Source organism: Scopulibacillus daqui (genome assembly GCF_016908855.1).
Lineage (GTDB): Bacteria > Bacillota > Bacilli > Bacillales > Sporolactobacillaceae > Scopulibacillus_A > Scopulibacillus_A daqui.
Window position 1 is genome coordinate 18,989 of record NZ_JAFBER010000012.1, and the last position, 18,028, is coordinate 37,016.

General features: G+C 40.2%; 20 protein-coding genes. All 20 read right to left on the bottom strand.

Annotated elements, in window-relative coordinates; translation table 11 throughout:
- Positions 1 to 19: 19 nt before the first annotated feature.
- Positions 20 to 649, bottom strand: a complete 630-nt coding sequence (ccpN, locus tag JOD45_RS09810) for a transcriptional regulator CcpN (RefSeq protein WP_205003712.1) — start codon at positions 647 to 649, stop codon at positions 20 to 22.
- 135 nt (positions 650 to 784) lie between these two features.
- Entirely contained in the window at positions 785 to 1,552 is a 768-nt protein-coding gene (gene recO, locus JOD45_RS09815) for a DNA repair protein RecO (protein WP_205003713.1), read from the bottom strand.
- A gap of 24 nt (positions 1,553 to 1,576) precedes the next feature.
- Positions 1,577 to 1,717: a YqzL family protein gene (locus JOD45_RS09820; protein ID WP_205003714.1), complete on the bottom strand. Its 141-nt coding sequence runs from the start codon at positions 1,715 to 1,717 to the stop codon at positions 1,577 to 1,579.
- Between the two features lie 156 nt (positions 1,718 to 1,873).
- Positions 1,874 to 2,779, bottom strand: coding sequence for a GTPase Era (gene era / locus JOD45_RS09825; RefSeq protein WP_205003715.1), 906 nt, complete (start codon positions 2,777 to 2,779; stop codon positions 1,874 to 1,876).
- The gene (locus JOD45_RS09830; RefSeq protein ID WP_205003716.1) at positions 2,776 to 3,174 is read right to left on the bottom strand and encodes a cytidine deaminase; all 399 of its coding nucleotides are present in this window, start codon (positions 3,172 to 3,174) and stop codon (positions 2,776 to 2,778) included. Before JOD45_RS09830 ends, era begins: the two co-directional genes overlap by 4 nt.
- A gap of 36 nt (positions 3,175 to 3,210) precedes the next feature.
- Positions 3,211 to 3,576, bottom strand: coding sequence for a diacylglycerol kinase family protein (locus JOD45_RS09835; RefSeq protein WP_338056072.1), 366 nt, complete (start codon positions 3,574 to 3,576; stop codon positions 3,211 to 3,213).
- Positions 3,577 to 4,056 (bottom strand): rRNA maturation RNase YbeY, encoded by a 480-nt coding sequence (gene ybeY, locus JOD45_RS09840; RefSeq protein ID WP_205003717.1) that lies wholly within the window; start codon positions 4,054 to 4,056, stop codon positions 3,577 to 3,579.
- Positions 4,053 to 6,185, bottom strand: a complete 2,133-nt coding sequence (locus JOD45_RS09845) for an HD family phosphohydrolase (RefSeq protein ID WP_205003718.1) — start codon at positions 6,183 to 6,185, stop codon at positions 4,053 to 4,055. Before JOD45_RS09845 ends, ybeY begins: the two co-directional genes overlap by 4 nt.
- Positions 6,186 to 6,252: 67 nt before the next feature.
- The gene (locus JOD45_RS09850; RefSeq protein WP_205003719.1) at positions 6,253 to 7,209 is read right to left on the bottom strand and encodes a PhoH family protein; all 957 of its coding nucleotides are present in this window, start codon (positions 7,207 to 7,209) and stop codon (positions 6,253 to 6,255) included.
- Between the two features lie 190 nt (positions 7,210 to 7,399).
- A complete protein-coding gene (yqfD, locus tag JOD45_RS09855) occupies positions 7,400 to 8,635 on the bottom strand; it encodes a sporulation protein YqfD (RefSeq protein ID WP_205003720.1) in 1,236 nt (411 codons plus the stop codon).
- Positions 8,636 to 8,752: 117 nt separating this feature from the next.
- Positions 8,753 to 9,049 (bottom strand): sporulation protein YqfC, encoded by a 297-nt coding sequence (gene yqfC / locus JOD45_RS09860; protein ID WP_205003721.1) that lies wholly within the window; start codon positions 9,047 to 9,049, stop codon positions 8,753 to 8,755.
- A gap of 94 nt (positions 9,050 to 9,143) precedes the next feature.
- Positions 9,144 to 9,590: a hypothetical protein gene (locus JOD45_RS09865; protein ID WP_205003722.1), complete on the bottom strand. Its 447-nt coding sequence runs from the start codon at positions 9,588 to 9,590 to the stop codon at positions 9,144 to 9,146.
- A gap of 5 nt (positions 9,591 to 9,595) precedes the next feature.
- Positions 9,596 to 10,582, bottom strand: a complete 987-nt coding sequence (gene floA / locus JOD45_RS09870; RefSeq protein ID WP_380898193.1) for a flotillin-like protein FloA — start codon at positions 10,580 to 10,582, stop codon at positions 9,596 to 9,598.
- A 370-nt stretch (positions 10,583 to 10,952) separates the two neighbouring features.
- Positions 10,953 to 11,396 (bottom strand): GatB/YqeY domain-containing protein, encoded by a 444-nt coding sequence (locus tag JOD45_RS09875; protein ID WP_205003724.1) that lies wholly within the window; start codon positions 11,394 to 11,396, stop codon positions 10,953 to 10,955.
- 13 nt (positions 11,397 to 11,409) lie between these two features.
- On the bottom strand, positions 11,410 to 11,586 hold the full coding sequence (rpsU, locus tag JOD45_RS09880) for a 30S ribosomal protein S21 (protein WP_132742901.1): 177 nt from the start codon (positions 11,584 to 11,586) through the stop codon (positions 11,410 to 11,412).
- A 97-nt stretch (positions 11,587 to 11,683) separates the two neighbouring features.
- On the bottom strand, positions 11,684 to 13,033 hold the full coding sequence (gene mtaB, locus JOD45_RS09885) for a tRNA (N(6)-L-threonylcarbamoyladenosine(37)-C(2))-methylthiotransferase MtaB (protein ID WP_205003725.1): 1,350 nt from the start codon (positions 13,031 to 13,033) through the stop codon (positions 11,684 to 11,686).
- Positions 13,034 to 13,035: 2 nt separating this feature from the next.
- Complete coding sequence (locus JOD45_RS09890) at positions 13,036 to 13,797, bottom strand: 16S rRNA (uracil(1498)-N(3))-methyltransferase (RefSeq protein ID WP_205003726.1); 762 nt, start codon at positions 13,795 to 13,797, stop codon at positions 13,036 to 13,038.
- Between the two features lie 15 nt (positions 13,798 to 13,812).
- Entirely contained in the window at positions 13,813 to 14,754 is a 942-nt protein-coding gene (gene prmA / locus JOD45_RS09895) for a 50S ribosomal protein L11 methyltransferase (RefSeq protein WP_205003783.1), read from the bottom strand.
- A gap of 21 nt (positions 14,755 to 14,775) precedes the next feature.
- Positions 14,776 to 15,906 carry a molecular chaperone DnaJ gene (gene dnaJ / locus JOD45_RS09900; protein WP_205003727.1) on the bottom strand — a complete coding sequence of 377 codons (1,131 nt, stop codon included), beginning with the start codon at positions 15,904 to 15,906 and terminating at the stop codon, positions 14,776 to 14,778.
- A gap of 216 nt (positions 15,907 to 16,122) precedes the next feature.
- Complete coding sequence (dnaK, locus tag JOD45_RS09905) at positions 16,123 to 17,955, bottom strand: molecular chaperone DnaK (protein ID WP_205003728.1); 1,833 nt, start codon at positions 17,953 to 17,955, stop codon at positions 16,123 to 16,125.
- Positions 17,956 to 18,028 lie beyond the last annotated feature (73 nt).

Below are 18,028 nucleotides of genomic sequence, written 5' to 3' on the forward strand. Positions count from 1 at the left end.
TTTGCATCCCCCTATGAGGTTAATCAAATTGGCCTTCCGCCAGTTCGACAAAAGCCCGTGTCACATTTGTTTTTGTCAGTCTGCCGGTAACTTCCAATCCTTTGTCTGTCTCTTTTACAACCGGCATTCCGTCAATTTGCCGTTCGATAAGCAGTTTGGCAACGTCGATAATCAGGTCATGGCTATGGCAATAAGTAATGTTAGGCATCCGCGACATAATCACACTGATGGGTATTGCGGAGAGATCCTGATTTCCGAGGCTTGCTCGAAGCAGATCCTTTCGTGACAGCGCACCAATTAAAACACCGTCTTTATTAACTACAAAAAGGGTGCCGACATCTTCTAAAAACATCGTGCAGATGGCATCATAAGCGGAGGCAGATTCTTCAACGACGACAGGTATAGATTGATAGGATTTCACCGTCATTTTTTTCACTTTGTCTGTAAGGAGCTGCGACTGCGTTTTGCCAGTATAAAAATAGCCGACTCTTGGACGCGCTTCTAAAAAGCCTGACATCGTCAGAATCGCCAAATCCGGCCTTAACGTTGCTCTCGTTAAGTTTAATTTCTCAGCAATTTGTTCACCGGTAATCGGGCCATTTTCTTTAGTAATTTCAATAATTTTTTTTTGCCGTTCATTTAATTCCATTCGTTTCACCGCCCTTCTTTTCGGAACATATCCAATTACTTATTATAATCTAAAAACGAATGGGTTTTAATGAATTCATTCCATAAATTTTAAAAAACAGAGAAACTCCTATTTCTTTATAAAAAGAAATAGGAGTCAGCGCTTAGGCGATGCAAGATTTTTCTCAAAAGCATCAAGCTGGTCCAAAAAACGTTTTGACTTAAGATTCAGACCTGAATAATGATCATAATAAGCAGATAAGATATGTTTTAATTCATCTTTTGTTTCTTTTTTTAGATTAACTTCACCCAACCTTTTTAAGTCAAAATATTTAAATAGGCGAAGCAGTTTTACTGAAGTCTGTGAGATCGGCATCACGTATTGATCATTTCGGGAACATCGGCGGCAAATCAGCCCACCGCTGCTCATAGAAAAAGAAAATGGCCCATCATTTGAACCGCAATGTACACAAGCATTTAATTCTGGTTCTATCCCCGCTGTCTTAAGCATTTTCACTTCAAAAATCCTTGTTAAGACATCCGGATCTACGCCTTCATCAATGTAAGATAATATTTGCAGCAAAAGTTCAAATAAATAAGGGTTTTTAATGTTTGAATCAGTTAACTTATCTAACATTTCAACGATATAAGCAGCGTACGCCATTTTGTTTAAGTCTGTTTTTAAGCTTCGAAAAGAAAGAATAGGTTCACCTTGATACAGTACACCTAACCCTTTGCCTCTTTTAAATAAAAACTGGCCGTACATGAGCAGCTGGCTTGCCGCAGCGAGCTTGCTTTTTGCTTTTTTTGCTCCCCGGGCCATCAAGCCGATCTTGCCGTGTTCTCTTGTAAATAAAGTGATGACTTTATTTGTTTCCCCATAATTAATTGTTTTTATAATGATTCCTTCGGCTTTCTCCATCAAGGAATAATCACCTGCTTACAATTTTTATTGTATCGGCTGATCCTCAATCTTCTCCCATTCATTTATTTCCTCAACATCATCATGTTCTTTTTCCATTTCTTTCATTATTAGATAGGTGTCGATGTTGCCAGTCATGCAAAAGACCTTCCAAGTAAAGTCTAACATGATTAAACCACCTTTCATATATTAAAAACCTCTATAATATAGGTTTTGTAAAACCAGCAAAAACATGATAAGGAAATTTTGCTAATTTAAATGGGATGGAGCTTTATCCAGCATTAAAACGCACTGAACTGAGATTTCTTTCCTCAGATTTTGACGTTAATATTCATCTTCGCTAAAACCGAAATCCCGCAGCTGCGATTCTTTATCGCGCCAATTTTTTTGCACCTTGACCCACAGCTCCAAAAACACTTTCGACCCAAGCAATGCTTCAATATCTTTTCGCGCCAGCGTTCCAATTTTTTTCAGCATGGCGCCTTGTTTGCCGATAATGATACCTTTCTGTGAGGGCCGTTCAACAACAACAGCTGCTTGAATATATACAACATCATTTTCTTCCCGTTTCATGTCATCGATGACAACTGCTATAGAATGCGGGACTTCTTCTCTTGTCAAATGGAGAATTTTTTCCCTGATGAGTTCCGCTGCAATAAAACGTTCCGGATGGTCCGTCACTTGTTCATCAGGATAATACTTTGGACCTTCGTCCAGATATGAAGTAATCAGTTCTATTAATGTATTCACATTATTTCCTTGAAGTGCCGAGATCGGAATCACTTCGTCAAAAGCGTATTTGCTTCTGTATTCTTCAATAAGCGGCAGCAGCTCGTCCGGATGAACTTTATCAATTTTATTTAAGATTAAAAATACAGGTGTTTTCGCTTTTTCGAGCAAATCGATAATATATTGGTCGCCTTTTCCATAACCCTGTTCAACATCAATCATAAAGACGACTAAATCCACTTCATTCAGTGTATTTTGGGCAATCCTCGTCATAAATTCTCCAAGCTTATGCTTAGGTTTATGAATGCCGGGTGTATCGATAAAAACAATTTGCGCCTTGTCAGATGTATAAACGCCGTGAATTTTATTTCTTGTTGTTTGGGCTTTATCGCTCATTATCGCTATTTTTTGGCCGAGCACTTGATTTAAAAGCGTTGATTTGCCTACATTCGGCCGGCCGATGAGAGCAACAAAACCTGATTTGTATGGTTCTTGTGTCATGAGCTTAAGTCCTCCGCTAAAAATGCTCCAGGCAAAAGTTTTTCTACTGTTGTATATTGTGTATCCCCCGAAAGGTTAGTTAAAATGACCTTCATATCAGGCGGGCATAATTCTGCCAAAACTTGCCGGCATGCACCGCACGGCGGTACAGGCCTCTTTGCATCGGCAATGACAGCAAGAGCTGAATATTCCTTTTCACCTTCAGAAAAAGCTTTGAAGAGCGCTGTTCTTTCTGCACAGTTGCATAAAGAATAAGCAGCGTTTTCGATGTTAAATCCTGTGAACACTTGCCCGCTCTTTGTAAGTAAGGCAGCGCCCACTTTATATTTGGAATAAGGCACATAAGCATCTTCGCGTGCTTTTTTGGCCAAAGTGATGAGCTGTTTATCATCCATATGAATACTCCCCTTTACAAAACCATTCAACATCTGCTATAAGAGCGTTTTATATAATATCATAAAACCAATTATAGCTGAAATTATCGAAAAACATAAAACTGCGCCTGCAGCAATATCTTTTGCTGCTTTTGCCAGCGGATGGGGCTTTTTTTCCGTTATTAAATCAACCGTTCTTTCAACAGCGGTATTGGCCATCTCTAGACTTATCACACCGCCGATTAAAATTAAAATAATCATAAAGTCTGTATAAGAGACATGGATCAAAATCGCAATGATGATAACAAGGATGGCCACGATTGATTGTATGTGCAAATTCCTTTCCCGCTTAAACGCCGAAATAATGCCTGAAATGGCACAATTTAATCTTCTTAAGAAGTTTGAAGCTTCACGTTTCAACACTTAGCTGAACCTCGAGAGACCATAGGACTCCAAAATATCATCCTGAAGAGAAAACATTTCCTTTTCGTCCTCTTCAGTCATATGATCATACCCAAGCAGATGGAGGAAACCATGGACAACAAGAAATCCCAGCTCTCTTTGAAAGGAATGGCCATAATATTCCGCCTGTTCATGCGCCTTTGGCAAAGATACTATAATATCTCCCAGAACTCTGGGAGCAGTCCCCTCATCAATGATATTAACTTCATTCTCCCCCTGCTCTTCAAGCGCAAAGGAAATAACATCTGTCGGCTGATCTTTATGACGGTATTCAGCATTAATTTCCTGAATGCGTTTATTATCGACAAAAGTGACAGATAACTCTGCTTCCTCTTCTATTTTTAATCGGCCGGCAGCATGCTCCAATAAATCGATGATGAGATGCTGATCTTCTTTTTTTAGTTCTCCTGTTTCATCGTACATATCGATCGTTAAATTCACTTGTTGTTCACCTTCTTATGATCTGATTCCTCTGGATATTCAATGCGGGAATGGAAGACGCCATTTAGAGTTTCGCAGATTGATTCTTTAACCATCCGCAGTTCATTTAACGTAATGTCACACTCGTCAAACTGACCGTCCTCCAACCGTTCATTAAATATTTTCTGAACCAATGATTCAATTTTCATAGGGGTCGGTTTGGCCATTGACCTGACAGCCGCTTCTATACTGTCAGCCAACTCAACGACGGCGGCTTCTTTTGTTTGCGCCTTTGGCCCGGGATAACGAAATTCGCTTTCAAGAACTTCCTGATCCGAAACTTCTTTCGCTTTATGATAAAAATACTTAAGCAGGGTTGTCCCGTGATGCTGCTCGGCAATATCAATGATTTCCTTAGGCATATGATGCTTACGCAAAATATCAGCGCCGTCATAAGGGTGTGAAATAATAATCGTCCGGCTGAGCTGCGGAGATATTTTCTCGTGCGGATTCTCATGATTAAATTGATTTTCGACAAAGAACCGCGGCCGTTTTGTTTTGCCAATATCATGATAATATGCAGCCACTCTGGCCAGAAGTCCGTTCGCACCTATAACATCACAAGCTCTTTCGGCAAGATTAGCAACCATAACACTGTGATGATAAGTTCCGGGCGCTTCCATTAAAATTTTACGTAATAAAGGATGATTAGGATTTGATAATTCAATGAGTTTTATCGGCGATAAAATGCCAAATGTTGCCTCAAAAAACGGCATAAGCCCGAATGTCAAAATAGTAGACAGGAGTCCGGAAAGAAAAGCAAAACCAAGGGTTAGGCCGGTTTCATAGAGATGAAGCGTCCCATTTTGAATAAATATTAATCCTGCTACAATAAAAACATTAATCACCGATATAATAAAACCGGTTTGCAGCAATTTAAAGCGCGTGCCATGTCCTTTAAGCGCAAAAACGCCTGCCAGCGACGACAATAATAAATAGACGCCCATCTGCATGTCAAACACACTGGCTGATGACGATTCGCCGAATATTAAACTGCCGCATAAACTGAATACAGCGCTTGAGACAATCGCCAGCCGTTTGCTAAGGAGCATGCGGATCAGCCAAGCTCCTGTCGCGATAGGCACAAGATAATTAATCCCAACGGTATGCGTATTTTCCAATATGCTGTCCAATTTAATCAATAATAATATAAAAATAAATATAACCAAAAAAGTTAACAAGCGCGTGACATCTGGAGCGCCTTGTTTTGTTTTAAAATGCTGGCATTCCATAATAAGCAAACTGGTTAAAAACAAAACAAAAATGGCAAGCCCTATAAAAGGCAGAACTTTAAGATGGTTGTCCAACAACCCGACAACTTTTAATTTGTGCATAACATCGCGGGTAATCAGCTCGCCTTTTTTGACAATGACTTCTCCCTGGTGGATCACGACATTATCCACCTGTCTTGCTGCCTCTTCCTTATTTCTTTTTGTCGCATTAGCGTCAAACATATAATTCGGGACAATAGAATCTTTCAAAATGTTGATCATCGCTTGACGCATTGCTTTTGATGTTACTGAAGAAGGGATCATATTCGAAGCATTCTTTTGAACGCGTTCAAGGTCGCTCCATTTAATTTTGTTATTCATCGTTTCATAGATCGCTGTATTAACCATATCTTGCGCCACGGATAATTCACTGTCCGAAGCCTTTAGAAGCGTCTCAACGGTTTTGTCTGAAAGCTCATCATTTGTTGAATCAGAGAGCTTGTCTCTTACCTTCTTAATCTTATCATCCATTGAGCTGTGCTTATCGGAGTCCGTTTTAACTTCATTAATGACATCAAAGATATCGCCGGCTTTTTCAACTTGCATAAGGGCGGCATCTTTCTTATAAACATAAGTCGACGGCGCCGATTCTACTGCTTCTTGCTGTTTGACCTTAGTCGCTTCTTTATCAATGGTTTCAATTGGGGATTGAATATCATGTTTAGCAATTTCGTGAAGATGGACGTTAAGCTTTTTTGGTATTGCAGTATTAATCATCGCGATATACATCGCAATCCCCAGGAGCGCATAAATTCCCCAAATAAAATAGGCTTTGCTTGCAAATTGCCTCCAATCTTTTCCTGAATCTTTATGCTTCATGATTTTCCTCCTGCCTGGGTAAGACGAATTTTGGATAAGTTTCTTCTAAAATTCGTTTATTAGCTGATTAACTTTCATATGCTTTAATGATCTTTTGGACTAATGGATGACGAACAACATCTACACTTGAAAGCTTTACAAAAGAAATACCTTTAACATCCTTTAAAACTTGGCTTGCTGTACTTAGCCCGGATGATTTCCCTTTAGGAAGATCCACTTGGGTAATATCGCCCGTAATAATCATTTTGGAACCGAAGCCAAGGCGGGTTAAAAACATCTTCATTTGTTCGTTTGTCGTGTTTTGCGCTTCATCAAGAATGACATAAGCATCATCGAGCGTTCTTCCCCTCATATAAGCCAGCGGCGCAATTTCAATTGTTCCGCGATCAATTAAACGCAAGGTATGTTCCGCCCCTAAGACATCATGGAGCGCATCATATAAGGGCCTCAGATAGGGATCAACCTTTTCCTTCAGGTCGCCTGGAAGAAAGCCGAGGCTTTCTCCGGCCTCTACTGCCGGACGCGTAAGGACGATTCGTTTGATATTACCTGACTTAAGAGCGGTAACAGCCATAACAACAGCTAAATAAGTTTTTCCTGTTCCGGCTGGCCCGATCGCAAAAACCATATCATTTTTTTTTATCGCATTTATGTATCTTTTCTGTCCAAGTGTTTTCACGCGTATAGATTTGCCCTTGGCGTTAACCGTTATTTCTTCATTATAAATATCATGCAACTCTTCAATCGCGCCTTCTTTGGCTAATTGAACAGCATAGACAACATCCCTCTCGGTGATAGACTTGCCCTGTCTAATAAGGCCTAATAAAGCTTTTAATACGTCCTCAGCTGTTTGGACCTCTTCATGCCGGCCGGATATATTAAGGGCGCCTCCCCTTGTCACGATAGACAAGTCCAATGTTTCTTCAATGACCTTTAAGTTGGCATCTCTTGGACCAAACAAGGCGATGGCATCATTAGCTTGGTTTATTTCTAAATCAATTGTATATAATTGTTGTTCTGACAATCTACTCAGTCTCCTTGAATCAATATCATCATGTTTACCTTAGTTTACCATATAAGAAGCCCCCAATTCCAACCCGAATAAAGAAAACTTGCTGATGGGAAGTTCAGAAAAAACGAAGACAAGACAATCTTGTAAAAACTTTTAGCGTCTCCCCCATTTTCTTATCCAAAATATAAAAAGGCGGCAGGTATTAACCGCCGTCCTTCTTTTCCTTTTTATGCTTTTCTATTTGCTCTTTTACTTTGACTGGATCAATCGCTTCCGGCTTTGCAATGTTTTCGTAGACAATATAATGCATATAGAGCTTCATCTTGCCATTTTTTATAATCCTTTTATCAATATTTTGCGAGACAACCTTCGACTTCAGCGGCAGTTGTGATTTTAACTTTTTATAGGAAGCTTGTTTGGCTTCTTGTATGGCTTGTGATTCCGTGAGCTTCCGTTCATTTTCATCATCTTCCCGGTAAATAATACGCTTGTAAGCAATAGGCAAGTCCCAAAATAGAAAATGAACTGGTTTTTTCGTCACTTCCCGATCATAATGCTTAAAAGGCTTCTTTTTTAAACCCCATAAAGGGCAATTCCATCCGAAAAGTTGAAGTTGGCGTTTGGTATAAGTTTTCCCTGTGTAAGTTTTGACGTTTGATTGTAAAGGAATGGTTGTTTCCGACTGATACCAGGTTTCTCCGATAACCTTGCCCTTAGCCGCAATCGGCGCCGGAGCAGATTCTTTTCCGATTAATCCAGAAATTAAGATTTGACCCGGTTTTACAAATTGATCTTGTTCAACTAATGGTTGTCCTTTTTCGGCAAATATTTTATGGATAATCGCTTTTTTTGTTGCTACCAGATGCCTTGGACCAGGCGCTTTGTCCTTTTTCGGCAACTCCTTTTGAACCAAATCAATGTGATAAGTTGTCCCATCTTTCGACACACCAAGCCAAGTGACTTTATTAAGGCGGCTTGATAATTCGCTTTCAATTTTTTCTGTCGACGGCAGAAAAAATTCAAATGCTCCGACATGAACGTCCATTTTGTTAAGAATGGCTTTAATTTCTGCTTCAAGCTTTGGATCAGCACCATTTATATCAATGCGCCAAACTATATTTGATAAGAAGAATAAAGCAAGAAAAAATAAAATAAAACCGCTTATAATTCCTGAACGCGACATTAATTTTTTATAAAGAAACGGCAGGCCGGCCCTTTCAATGAAGTGAATCCGGCAATCTGTCGCTTTTAAAACAGGCTTTATTTTTTTTATATCTTTGAGGAGGATGCAACAAGTTATCGTTGTCTTATCAATTCGCTGTATGTTCCATATTGTGATTTCTTCGCGAACGCAGCGATTGATAAATTGTTCTGTTAGCCGCCCGGCAACCGATACTCTGACATGGCCATAGACTTTGTCATTCCAGTTTTTTTTCATGCCATCTCCTCCAATATATGCTATCAATATTTATCCCAAAGATAGAAGTGGGTTCGGCGTAGAAAGCAAGATAGGAAGATGTAATGTATGTACCTGTCTACGCCCTTAGGCTTGCCGTCAAATCAGTTCCCTTTTATCTTCTAGAAATTGAACTTTCTGAATGAAGCCTTCCAGAAGTATTTCTTCAGGCAAAATCGCTTTAAGAACAAAATCTTTCCCGATGATTTGCAGCTGTCCTTGTTTCATGGATAACCGAAGTTCCTCATTTGAAAATGAAATAACGCCTTTATGATTTTCTATGTATATATGTAATTGTCCAACCATTGTTATTCTGGGCAAGTCCATGATCACATCTGCGGGCATATCGGAATGGTTAATAAACCATTTTTTGAAATTGTCGCGCCACTTCTTCATCTCCGTTCACCCACCTCTTTATTCATTTTTATGAAAGAACCTGTATGACTATCACTGATTACAGCACAAAAAAAGCAAGCACCGGCTAAGATGCTTACTCCTTATAATCATTTGATTGATTCATTAAGTGATTCGACGGATTTAAGTGCTGCAAATGTTGATACTTTCGTATGGAAGGGTGCGGGCGAAATGCTCTCGGTTTGTCAAGGCATTCAGATAAAATAAAGGCTTCTTGAAAACTTTTCTTTGAAATCACAGGCGCTTTTGAGGAACGGGACTCCTGTGATTGATGTCTTTTTAAAGAGACAGGGCTTGATGAAAGAGGCTTTTTTTCAACCTGAGACTGTTTTTTTTCCAGGTGAAGATGATCAGGCGCCGCATGAGGCTGATGAGGCTGCTCTCTATACTTATTAGCATTTGAACGATATTTGGTTTGAGGCTTTTTAATTGCTTTTTTACTTTTGCCGCTTCTATCTTTAGAGCTTTTTGTAAAGGCGCCGGCAATGATAATAATGAGGATCGTTATAATAACCGAAGCCATCTGACTTATCCTTTTCTGTCATCTTTGGTTTCTTGGTTAATGTCTCCAACGGCATGGCGCATTTCGGTATCCGCCTTAATGTTATTATAATTCATATAATCCATCACACCGATATGTCCTTCTCTTAAAGCTTTTGCCATTGCAAGCGGCACTTCAGCCTCTGATTCAACAACTTTAGCACGCATTTCTTCAACCCTTGCTTTCATTTCTTGCTCTTTTGCTACAGCCATGGCCCTGCGCTCTTCAGCTTTCGCTTGGGCAATGTTTTTATCAGCCTCAGCTTGCTCTGTTTGCAAATGCGCCCCAATATTTTTGCCGATATCTACATCGGCAATATCGATCGATAGAATCTCAAAAGCCGTTCCGGCATCGAGACCTTTAGATAACACTGTTTGCGAAATAAGGTCAGGATTCTCAAGCACTTTTTTATGGCTGTCTGAAGAGCCAAGGGTACTGACAATCCCCTCCCCGACTCTGGCGATAACCGTTTCCTCACCGGCCCCTCCGACAAGGCGGTCAATATTCGCTCTTACTGTAATTCTTGCTTTTACCTTAACTTCAATGCCATCCATAGCAACGCCTGCAATAAAAGGCGTTTCGATAACTTTTGGATTGACGCTCATTTGCACGGCTTCTAAAACATTCCGTCCAGCTAAATCAATCGCTGCACACCTTTCAAAGCTCAATTCAATATTTGCCCGATGCGCTGCAATCAAGGCATTGACAACCCGGTCAACGTTTCCTCCGGCCAGGTAATGACCTTCAAGCTGGTTTGTGCTTAGCTGCATGCCGGCCTTTACCGCTTTAATCAAAGGATTAACAACACGACTCGGGGTAACCCGCCGCAGTCTCATGCCGACTAAAGTGAAAATGCCAATTTTTACGCCGGCAGCCAGGGCAGAAATCCAAAGCATAATTGGAACAAAAGTAAAAAAGATGGCTAACGCAACAATAATAATCACTGCGATAATAAGAATAGAAATGGTAGCCATCATGGTACCCCCCTTTTTTAAAAATTTATTAACATTCATTATACGGTATAAATAGGTCAAAGTTATAAGTATAGTTAATTCTGAATGTTCAATTATTTACATCGGTTTAAATCAATTCCTTGCGCTATTCATATATGGCGTTTGCGATAATCATAACCAATAAAAAATCAAGCGCTAATCAGAATTAACCCTTGTTTTTTTCCTGGCAACGGATCAACAACACCATCTTTCTGAAATTAATGTCCCTCACCCATTTATCCTTTTCGATTATGTCACTTTTGCTAAACCTTTTCACAAGCTCTCTTTTATAAAATCGTTAAATTATATTTTTCGTATGTATAAAAAATACCTTGCAATCTGCAAGGTATTTTTATGATAGCTTATTTTGGACGATTTTGCTGACTTGACTGCCGTCAGCGCGTCCTTTAATTTTAGGCATAATGGCGCTCATTACTTTACCCATATCGGCTTTTGATGAGGCGCCGGTCTCTTTAATCGTTTCATCTATAATGTCCTGAAGTTCTTGTTCAGAAAGCTGTTCAGGCATATATAAATCGATCACAGCAATTTCTTTTTTTATACCATCGACTAAATCTTGGCGTCCTGCATTCTCAAACTCTTGGAGGGAGTCTTTCCTCTGTTTGAGTTCTCGGGATAAGACAGTTAACGCTTCGTCTTCCGATAGTTCCTTTCCGAGCTTGATCGATTCATTTTGCAGCGATGACTTGATCATGCGAATAACGGATAATTTGACTTTATCCTTATCTTTCATCGCCTGCTTCATATCTTCAGTAAGACGATCAACAAAGCTCATCAGAACACCCTTCCTAGAACTTACGTTTCTTGCGTGCCGCCTCAGATTTTTTCTTACGGCGAACACTTGGCTTTTCATAATGCTTGCGTTTTTTTACTTCTGCTAATGTACCGGATTTAGACACAGAACGTTTAAAACGGCGAAGCGCGTCTTCAATAGATTCATTCTTGCGTACTTTAGTTTCAACCATCTTGTGTTTCCCTCCCTCCAAATCGCACCGCTAAGGGACATAAATATCATGTCTTTTGTAATTATATACGAATAGCAATAATTGGTCAACTTCCGCTTTATAAACTAGCCGCTGTTTTTTGGTCGGCTTCAATGACTCTGACAAATTGTCCTTCATTATAAGGATAGCCCGCTTTAGTGATCTTAACGCGAACCAGCTTTCCTTCCATATCTGGAGCTGCAGGAAATTTCACTTTAAGATAATTATCTGTATAACCGACATAATAACCTGTCGATGGGTCTTTTTTATACGGCTCTTCTGGAATAACTTCTAATACCTCATTTTCATATTTTGAAGCATATTCTTTCGCTAATTGATTTGAAAGGGAGATCAGCCGTGTAACACGCTCATGTTTGACATCATCCGGAACTTGGTTGTCCATGCGTGCTGCCGGTGTGCCTGTTCGCTGCGAATAAGGGAAAACGTGAAGCTCAGCAAATTTGAGATCCCTAATAAATTCATAGGTTTCATTAAATTCTTCTTCAGTTTCTCCCGGAAATCCGACAATGACATCAGATGTTAAAGCAAAATCAGGCAATGCACGACGCAGATTATTAATTTTTTCAGCGAAAAATTCTGCAGTATACTTTCTTCTCATCCTCTTCAGGACAGAATTAGACCCAGATTGCAGCGGAATGTGCAAATGACGGGCAACGATATTGGATTTATCAATGACTTCAATCACTTCATCAGTGACTTGACTGGCTTCAATTGATGAGATTCTAATCCTGTTAATCCCGTTAACTTTAGCTTCAAGATCACGTAAAAGCTGAGCAAAATTGTAGTCTTTCATATCTTCACCGTATCCGGCAGTATGAATGCCCGTTAATACAATCTCTTTATAGCCTGCATCGACAAGTTTTTGCGCTTGTGCAATCACAGACTCCGGTTTCCGGGATCTTAGAAGCCCCCTTGCCCAAGGAATAATACAGAAAGTGCAGAAGTTGTTGCATCCTTCTTGAATTTTAAGGGATGCCCTGGTTCTATCAGTAAAAGCAGGTACTTCAAGTTCCTCATAGACACGGGCTTTCATAATATTGCTGACGCCGTTAATCGGTTCTCGTTCTTTTTTATACTGCTCGATATATCCAAGCATTTTCTCGCGGTCTTGTGTACCTACAACGATATCGACGCCTGGTATGGCCATGACTTCAGCTGGCGAAGTTTGCGCATAGCATCCCGTGACACATATGACGGCGTTTGGGTTCTGACGAATTGCCCGCCGAATCACTTGCCGGCTTTTCTTATCTCCCGTATTCGTAACGGTGCATGTATTGATGACATAAACATCAGCTGTGGACTCAAAATCTTTTCGTTCGTAGCCGTTCTTTTGAAACAATTGCCATATAGCTTCCGTTTCATAATGATTGACTTTACAACCTAGTGTATGAAAGGCAACAGAAGGCATATTCATTCACCCCTCTTCAATAATTCAAAGTGATAGGAAGCAGCTGATAAAACATAGAGCGGCGCTGTCTCAGTCCTTAAAATTCGATTGCCTAATCCGCAGGAAGTAAACCCCGCTTGCTCGAGTTTTTGAACTTCCTCCGGAGAAAAGCCGCCTTCTGGACCAATAACCGCTATAAGTCTTTCGTTTGCTTTTATTTCATTTAAAATTTTTGGGAGAGCATGCTGCTCTCCAGCTTTTGCTGTTTCTTCATATGCAACAATTTTTTTATGGTAGTGATCACTCATTTTAATAAGCTGATCTATAGATACGGGTCTCCCGATTTCCGGTATATACGTTCGATGGGACTGCTCAGCCGCTTCTTTGGCGATTTTTTTAAGTCTCGACAGCTTTTTGTCTACCTTATTTACCGCCCACTTACTGATCGACCGTTCTGCTTTAAGAGGAATAAAAGCCCTAGCGCCGCATTCTGTACCTTTTTGGACGATAAATTCTAGCTTATCACCTTTAGGGAGCCCCTGTACTATCGTGACATGTATCGGAAGCTCTGCATTTTCTTCCAGCTGTTTTTTAATAACGGCTGTGATACAGTCAGATTCCAGGGATTGTATCTCGCATAAATAAACATTGCCCTCATTGTCAGCACAGATTAAACGATCCCCGGGGTTCATTCTCATCACTTTTTGTATATGTTTGGCATCATCAGCCAACAGCGTTATCGTTTGTTCGCTAATTTGCTCCTTATTGACAAAATATCGCTGCATTCTTTTCGTTCTCCGTTAAGCTTTTTTTGCGATAATCGCTACCCAGTCTTCTTGCTCTAAGATTTCAAAAATCATAAACCCGGATGACTTTAATTTCTCTATGACCTCATATTTTTTATTTTTAATGATGCCGGATGTAATAAAATAACCATCTGAACTGATTACCTTTGCTGCATCATCTGATAATCGGACCACGATTTCAGCTAGCAAGTTGGCAACAATCACACGAGGTGCCGGGCCTTGATAATGATCAAGCAGATTATTCTGTTTGACCGTCACTTTGTCATTGACTTTGTTGAGCTTTATATTGATTCTAGCGGACTGCACGGCAACATCATCCAAGTCGAAAGCAAAGACTGACTCCGCGCCGAGTTTGGCCGCTGCTATGCTCAATACACCCGTTCCTGTTCCTACGTCAATAACTTTATCTCCACGTTTAAGGACTTTTTCTAGAGCTTGGATACATAAAATAGTCGTTGGATGTGTTCCAGTCCCAAAAGCCATTCCTGGATCAAGTTCAATAACTAGTTCGTTTTTACTATTCGGTTTATATTCTTCCCATGTCGGGGTTATTGTAATACGTTTTGTTATTCTAACAGGTTTATAGTATTTTTTCCATGCGGTAGCCCATTCTTCCTCATTAACTTCGCTGATTGTTATCGTATTTTCGCCTAGGTCAATCTGGTGTGTGATAAGATTATTAATCGCTTCTTTGATTCCGTCAACAGTCTCGCCTAAAAAGCTATTAACAGGCAGGTAAGCTTTGACCAAGACACCTTCCATAGGATAATCATCCGGATTAAGATCATAGATTTCACCATAGACGCTCGACCAATCCTTTTGAAGGTCTGTAGGGTCTTCAATAACAACACCGCTTGATCCAGCTTCATGTAAAATATTAGCGATTGGCTCAACTGCCTCTTGGGTTGTGTGAATACAAATTTCCGACCATTTCAACTCCATCAAGCTCCATTTCTTTTAATCGGATTTAAAAGCGCGTTTGACCTTTGAAAAGAAGTTTTCATTTTGTTCATCATTAATAGGTTTTCCGCTAATTTCCGCTAATTCTTTATATAATTCTCTTTCCCGTTCAGAAAGATTTTTCGGTGTGATGACGCGTACGGTTACATGCTGATCACCTTGGCCATATCCGCGGACATTTTTGATGCCTTTTCCTTTCAATCGGAATTTTGTTCCGGTTTGTGTGCCAGCAGGTATTTTCAGTTTGACCTTCCCATATAATGTTGGAACTTCAATTTCATCGCCCAAAGTGACTTGAGCAAAATTAAGAGGCACTTCACAATAGACGTCGTCTCCCATGCGCTCAAAAAATTTATGAGGCTTAACATTAAAGACAACATAAAGATCTCCAGGCGGTCCGCCGTTAATCCCTGCTTCTCCTTGGCCTGATAAGCGGACTTGCTGCCCATCATCAACGCCTGCAGGTATTTTCACATGGATTTTCTTTTGTTTTTTCACACGGCCGCTGCCGCCGCATGTCGTACATTTATCTTTAATAAATTTCCCTGTACCTTGACAATAATGACATACACGCCTGTTCACAACTTTGCCAAAAGGTGTGCTTTGTTCAACATTAATTTGACCAGCCCCTTGGCAGTGCGGGCATGTTTCCGGTTTGCTACCAGGCTTCGCGCCTGATCCTTTACAAGTGCCGCATGATTCTTCCCGAGGTATTTGAATGTCTGTTTCTTTGCCAAAGGCAGCCTCTTCAAAGGTTATTGTCATTGTATACTGCAGATCAGCACCTTGTTTTGGCGCATTAGGATCGCGCCTGCGCCCGCCGCCGCCGAAAAACATATCAAAAATATCTCCAAAACCGCCAAAATCGCCGGCGCCGAAGCCTTGGGCGCCTCCAAAGCCTGCTTGATTAGGGTCTGTATGTCCAAATTGATCGTAATGGGCTTTCTTTTGAGGATCGCTTAATGTTTCATAAGCCTCTTTAACCTCTTTAAACTTCTCAGGGGCATCAGGATCTTTATTAACATCAGGATGGTATTTCCGAGCAAGCTTCCTATAAGCTTTCTTTATCTCATCCTTAGATGCATTTCGGTCCACCCCGAGTACTTCATAATAATCCCGTTTACTCATGAAATCACTCCCGAATGACATCACATAGATTAAATCATATCACCATTGCAATTAAAGAAGCAAGCCAATAATTTAATTGTAAGCCGTTTAAATTTACCAATAATAAAATATTTAATTGAATCGTTATAAGTGCTTCCGGACATCTTCTTTAATGGAAAAAGTCAAAGCCAAGACCTATGTCCAGCTTTGACTTTTCAATTAAATCGCTAATGTTGATTATTTCTTATTATCATCATCGTTAACTTCTTCATAATCAGCATCGACAACATTATCTTTGCCCTTATCGTCTCCTTGGTTAGCTTGATTTGCTTGGGCTTGATCTGCTGCTTGTTGATAAAGTTTAACAGATAATTGTTGTACAATTTCTTGAAGTTCATCTTTAGCCTTGCGGATTTCTTCAAGATCTGATCCTTCAAGAGCTTTTTTCAATTTATCTTTTGCTTCGTTAGCTTTCGTTTTTTCAGCTTCCTCAACTTTATCGCCAAGGTCTTTTAATGTTTTTTCTGTTGTGAATACCATTTGATCCGCTTCATTGCGAAGATCTACTTCTTCACGGCGCTTTTTATCAGCTTCAGCATTTTCTTCAGCATCTTTTACCATTTTTTCAATTTCTTCATCGCTTAAGCCTGAAGAAGATTGGATTGTGATAGATTGTTCTTTGTTTGTGCCTTTATCTTTTGCTTTAACATGAACAATACCATTTGCGTCAATCTCGAAAGTCACTTCAATTTGCGGAACACCGCGTGGTGCAGGCGGGATGTCCGTTAATTGGAATCGTCCTAGCGTCTTATTGTCAGCCGCCATTTCTCGTTCACCTTGCAGAACATGAATGTCTACAGATGTTTGGTTATCGGCAGCTGTTGAGAAAATTTGCGATTTGCTTGTAGGGATGGTTGTATTTCTTTCGATAAGCTTCGTGAATACACCGCCCATTGTTTCAATACCTAATGACAGAGGTGTCACGTCTAAAAGAACAACATCTTTAACATCGCCGGACAACACTCCGCCTTGAATTGCAGCGCCAAGAGCAACAACTTCATCAGGGTTAACGCCTTTATGAGGGTCTTTGCCTGTAAGATTTTTTATGGCTTCTTGTACTGCAGGAATTCTTGTTGAACCGCCGACAAGAATTACTTTATCAATTTCGCTTGCAGACAAGCCTGAATCATTAAGCGCCTGACGTGTCGGTCCCATTGTTCTTTCTATAAGATCTGCAGATAATTCTTCAAATTTAGCTCTTGTTAAATTAACTTCAAGATGCTTTGGTCCTGTGGCATCTGCAGTGATAAAAGGCAGAGAAATTTGCGTTTGGGACACGCCTGAAAGATCTTTTTTGGCTTTTTCGGCAGCGTCTTTTAAGCGTTGCAATGCCATTTTGTCATTGGACAAGTCAATGCCGTTTTCCTTTTTAAATTCTTCGATGAGATAGTCAATGATCACTTGGTCGAAATCATCGCCGCCCAAACGGTTATCGCCGGCAGTTGCTTTAACTTCAAAGATACCGTCGCCAAGTTCAAGAATGGATACGTCGAATGTACCGCCGCCAAGGTCGTAAACTAGAATGGTTTGATCTTCGCCTTTATCCAATCCGTAAGCCAGCGATGCGGCAGTTGGTTCGTTAATGATTCTCAATACTTCCAAGCCGGCAATTTTACCAGCATCTTTGGTTGCTTGTCTTTCGGCATCGTTGAAGTATGCCGGAACAGTAATAACAGCCTTATCTACCTTTTCACCAAGATAACTTTCGGCATCAGCTTTTAATTTTTGCAAAATAATAGCAGATATTTCTTGCGGTGTATATTTTTTGCCTTCAATATCTACTTTATAATCTGTACCCATGTGTCTTTTGATGGAGATTATCGTATTTGGGTTAGTGATGGCTTGCCGCTTAGCCACTTCGCCAACTTGGCGTTCGCCGTTTTTAAAAGCAACAGCAGAAGGCGTTGTTCTATTTCCTTCAGCATTAGGAATAACCGTAGCTTCTCCGCCTTCCATAACAGCAACACATGAGTTTGTTGTTCCTAAGTCAATACCAATGATCTTGCTCATTAAGAAAACCTCCTAAACATTCTATGTAAGTTTGTACCTAAACATGGAACCAATATTGCTTTGATTCTATCCA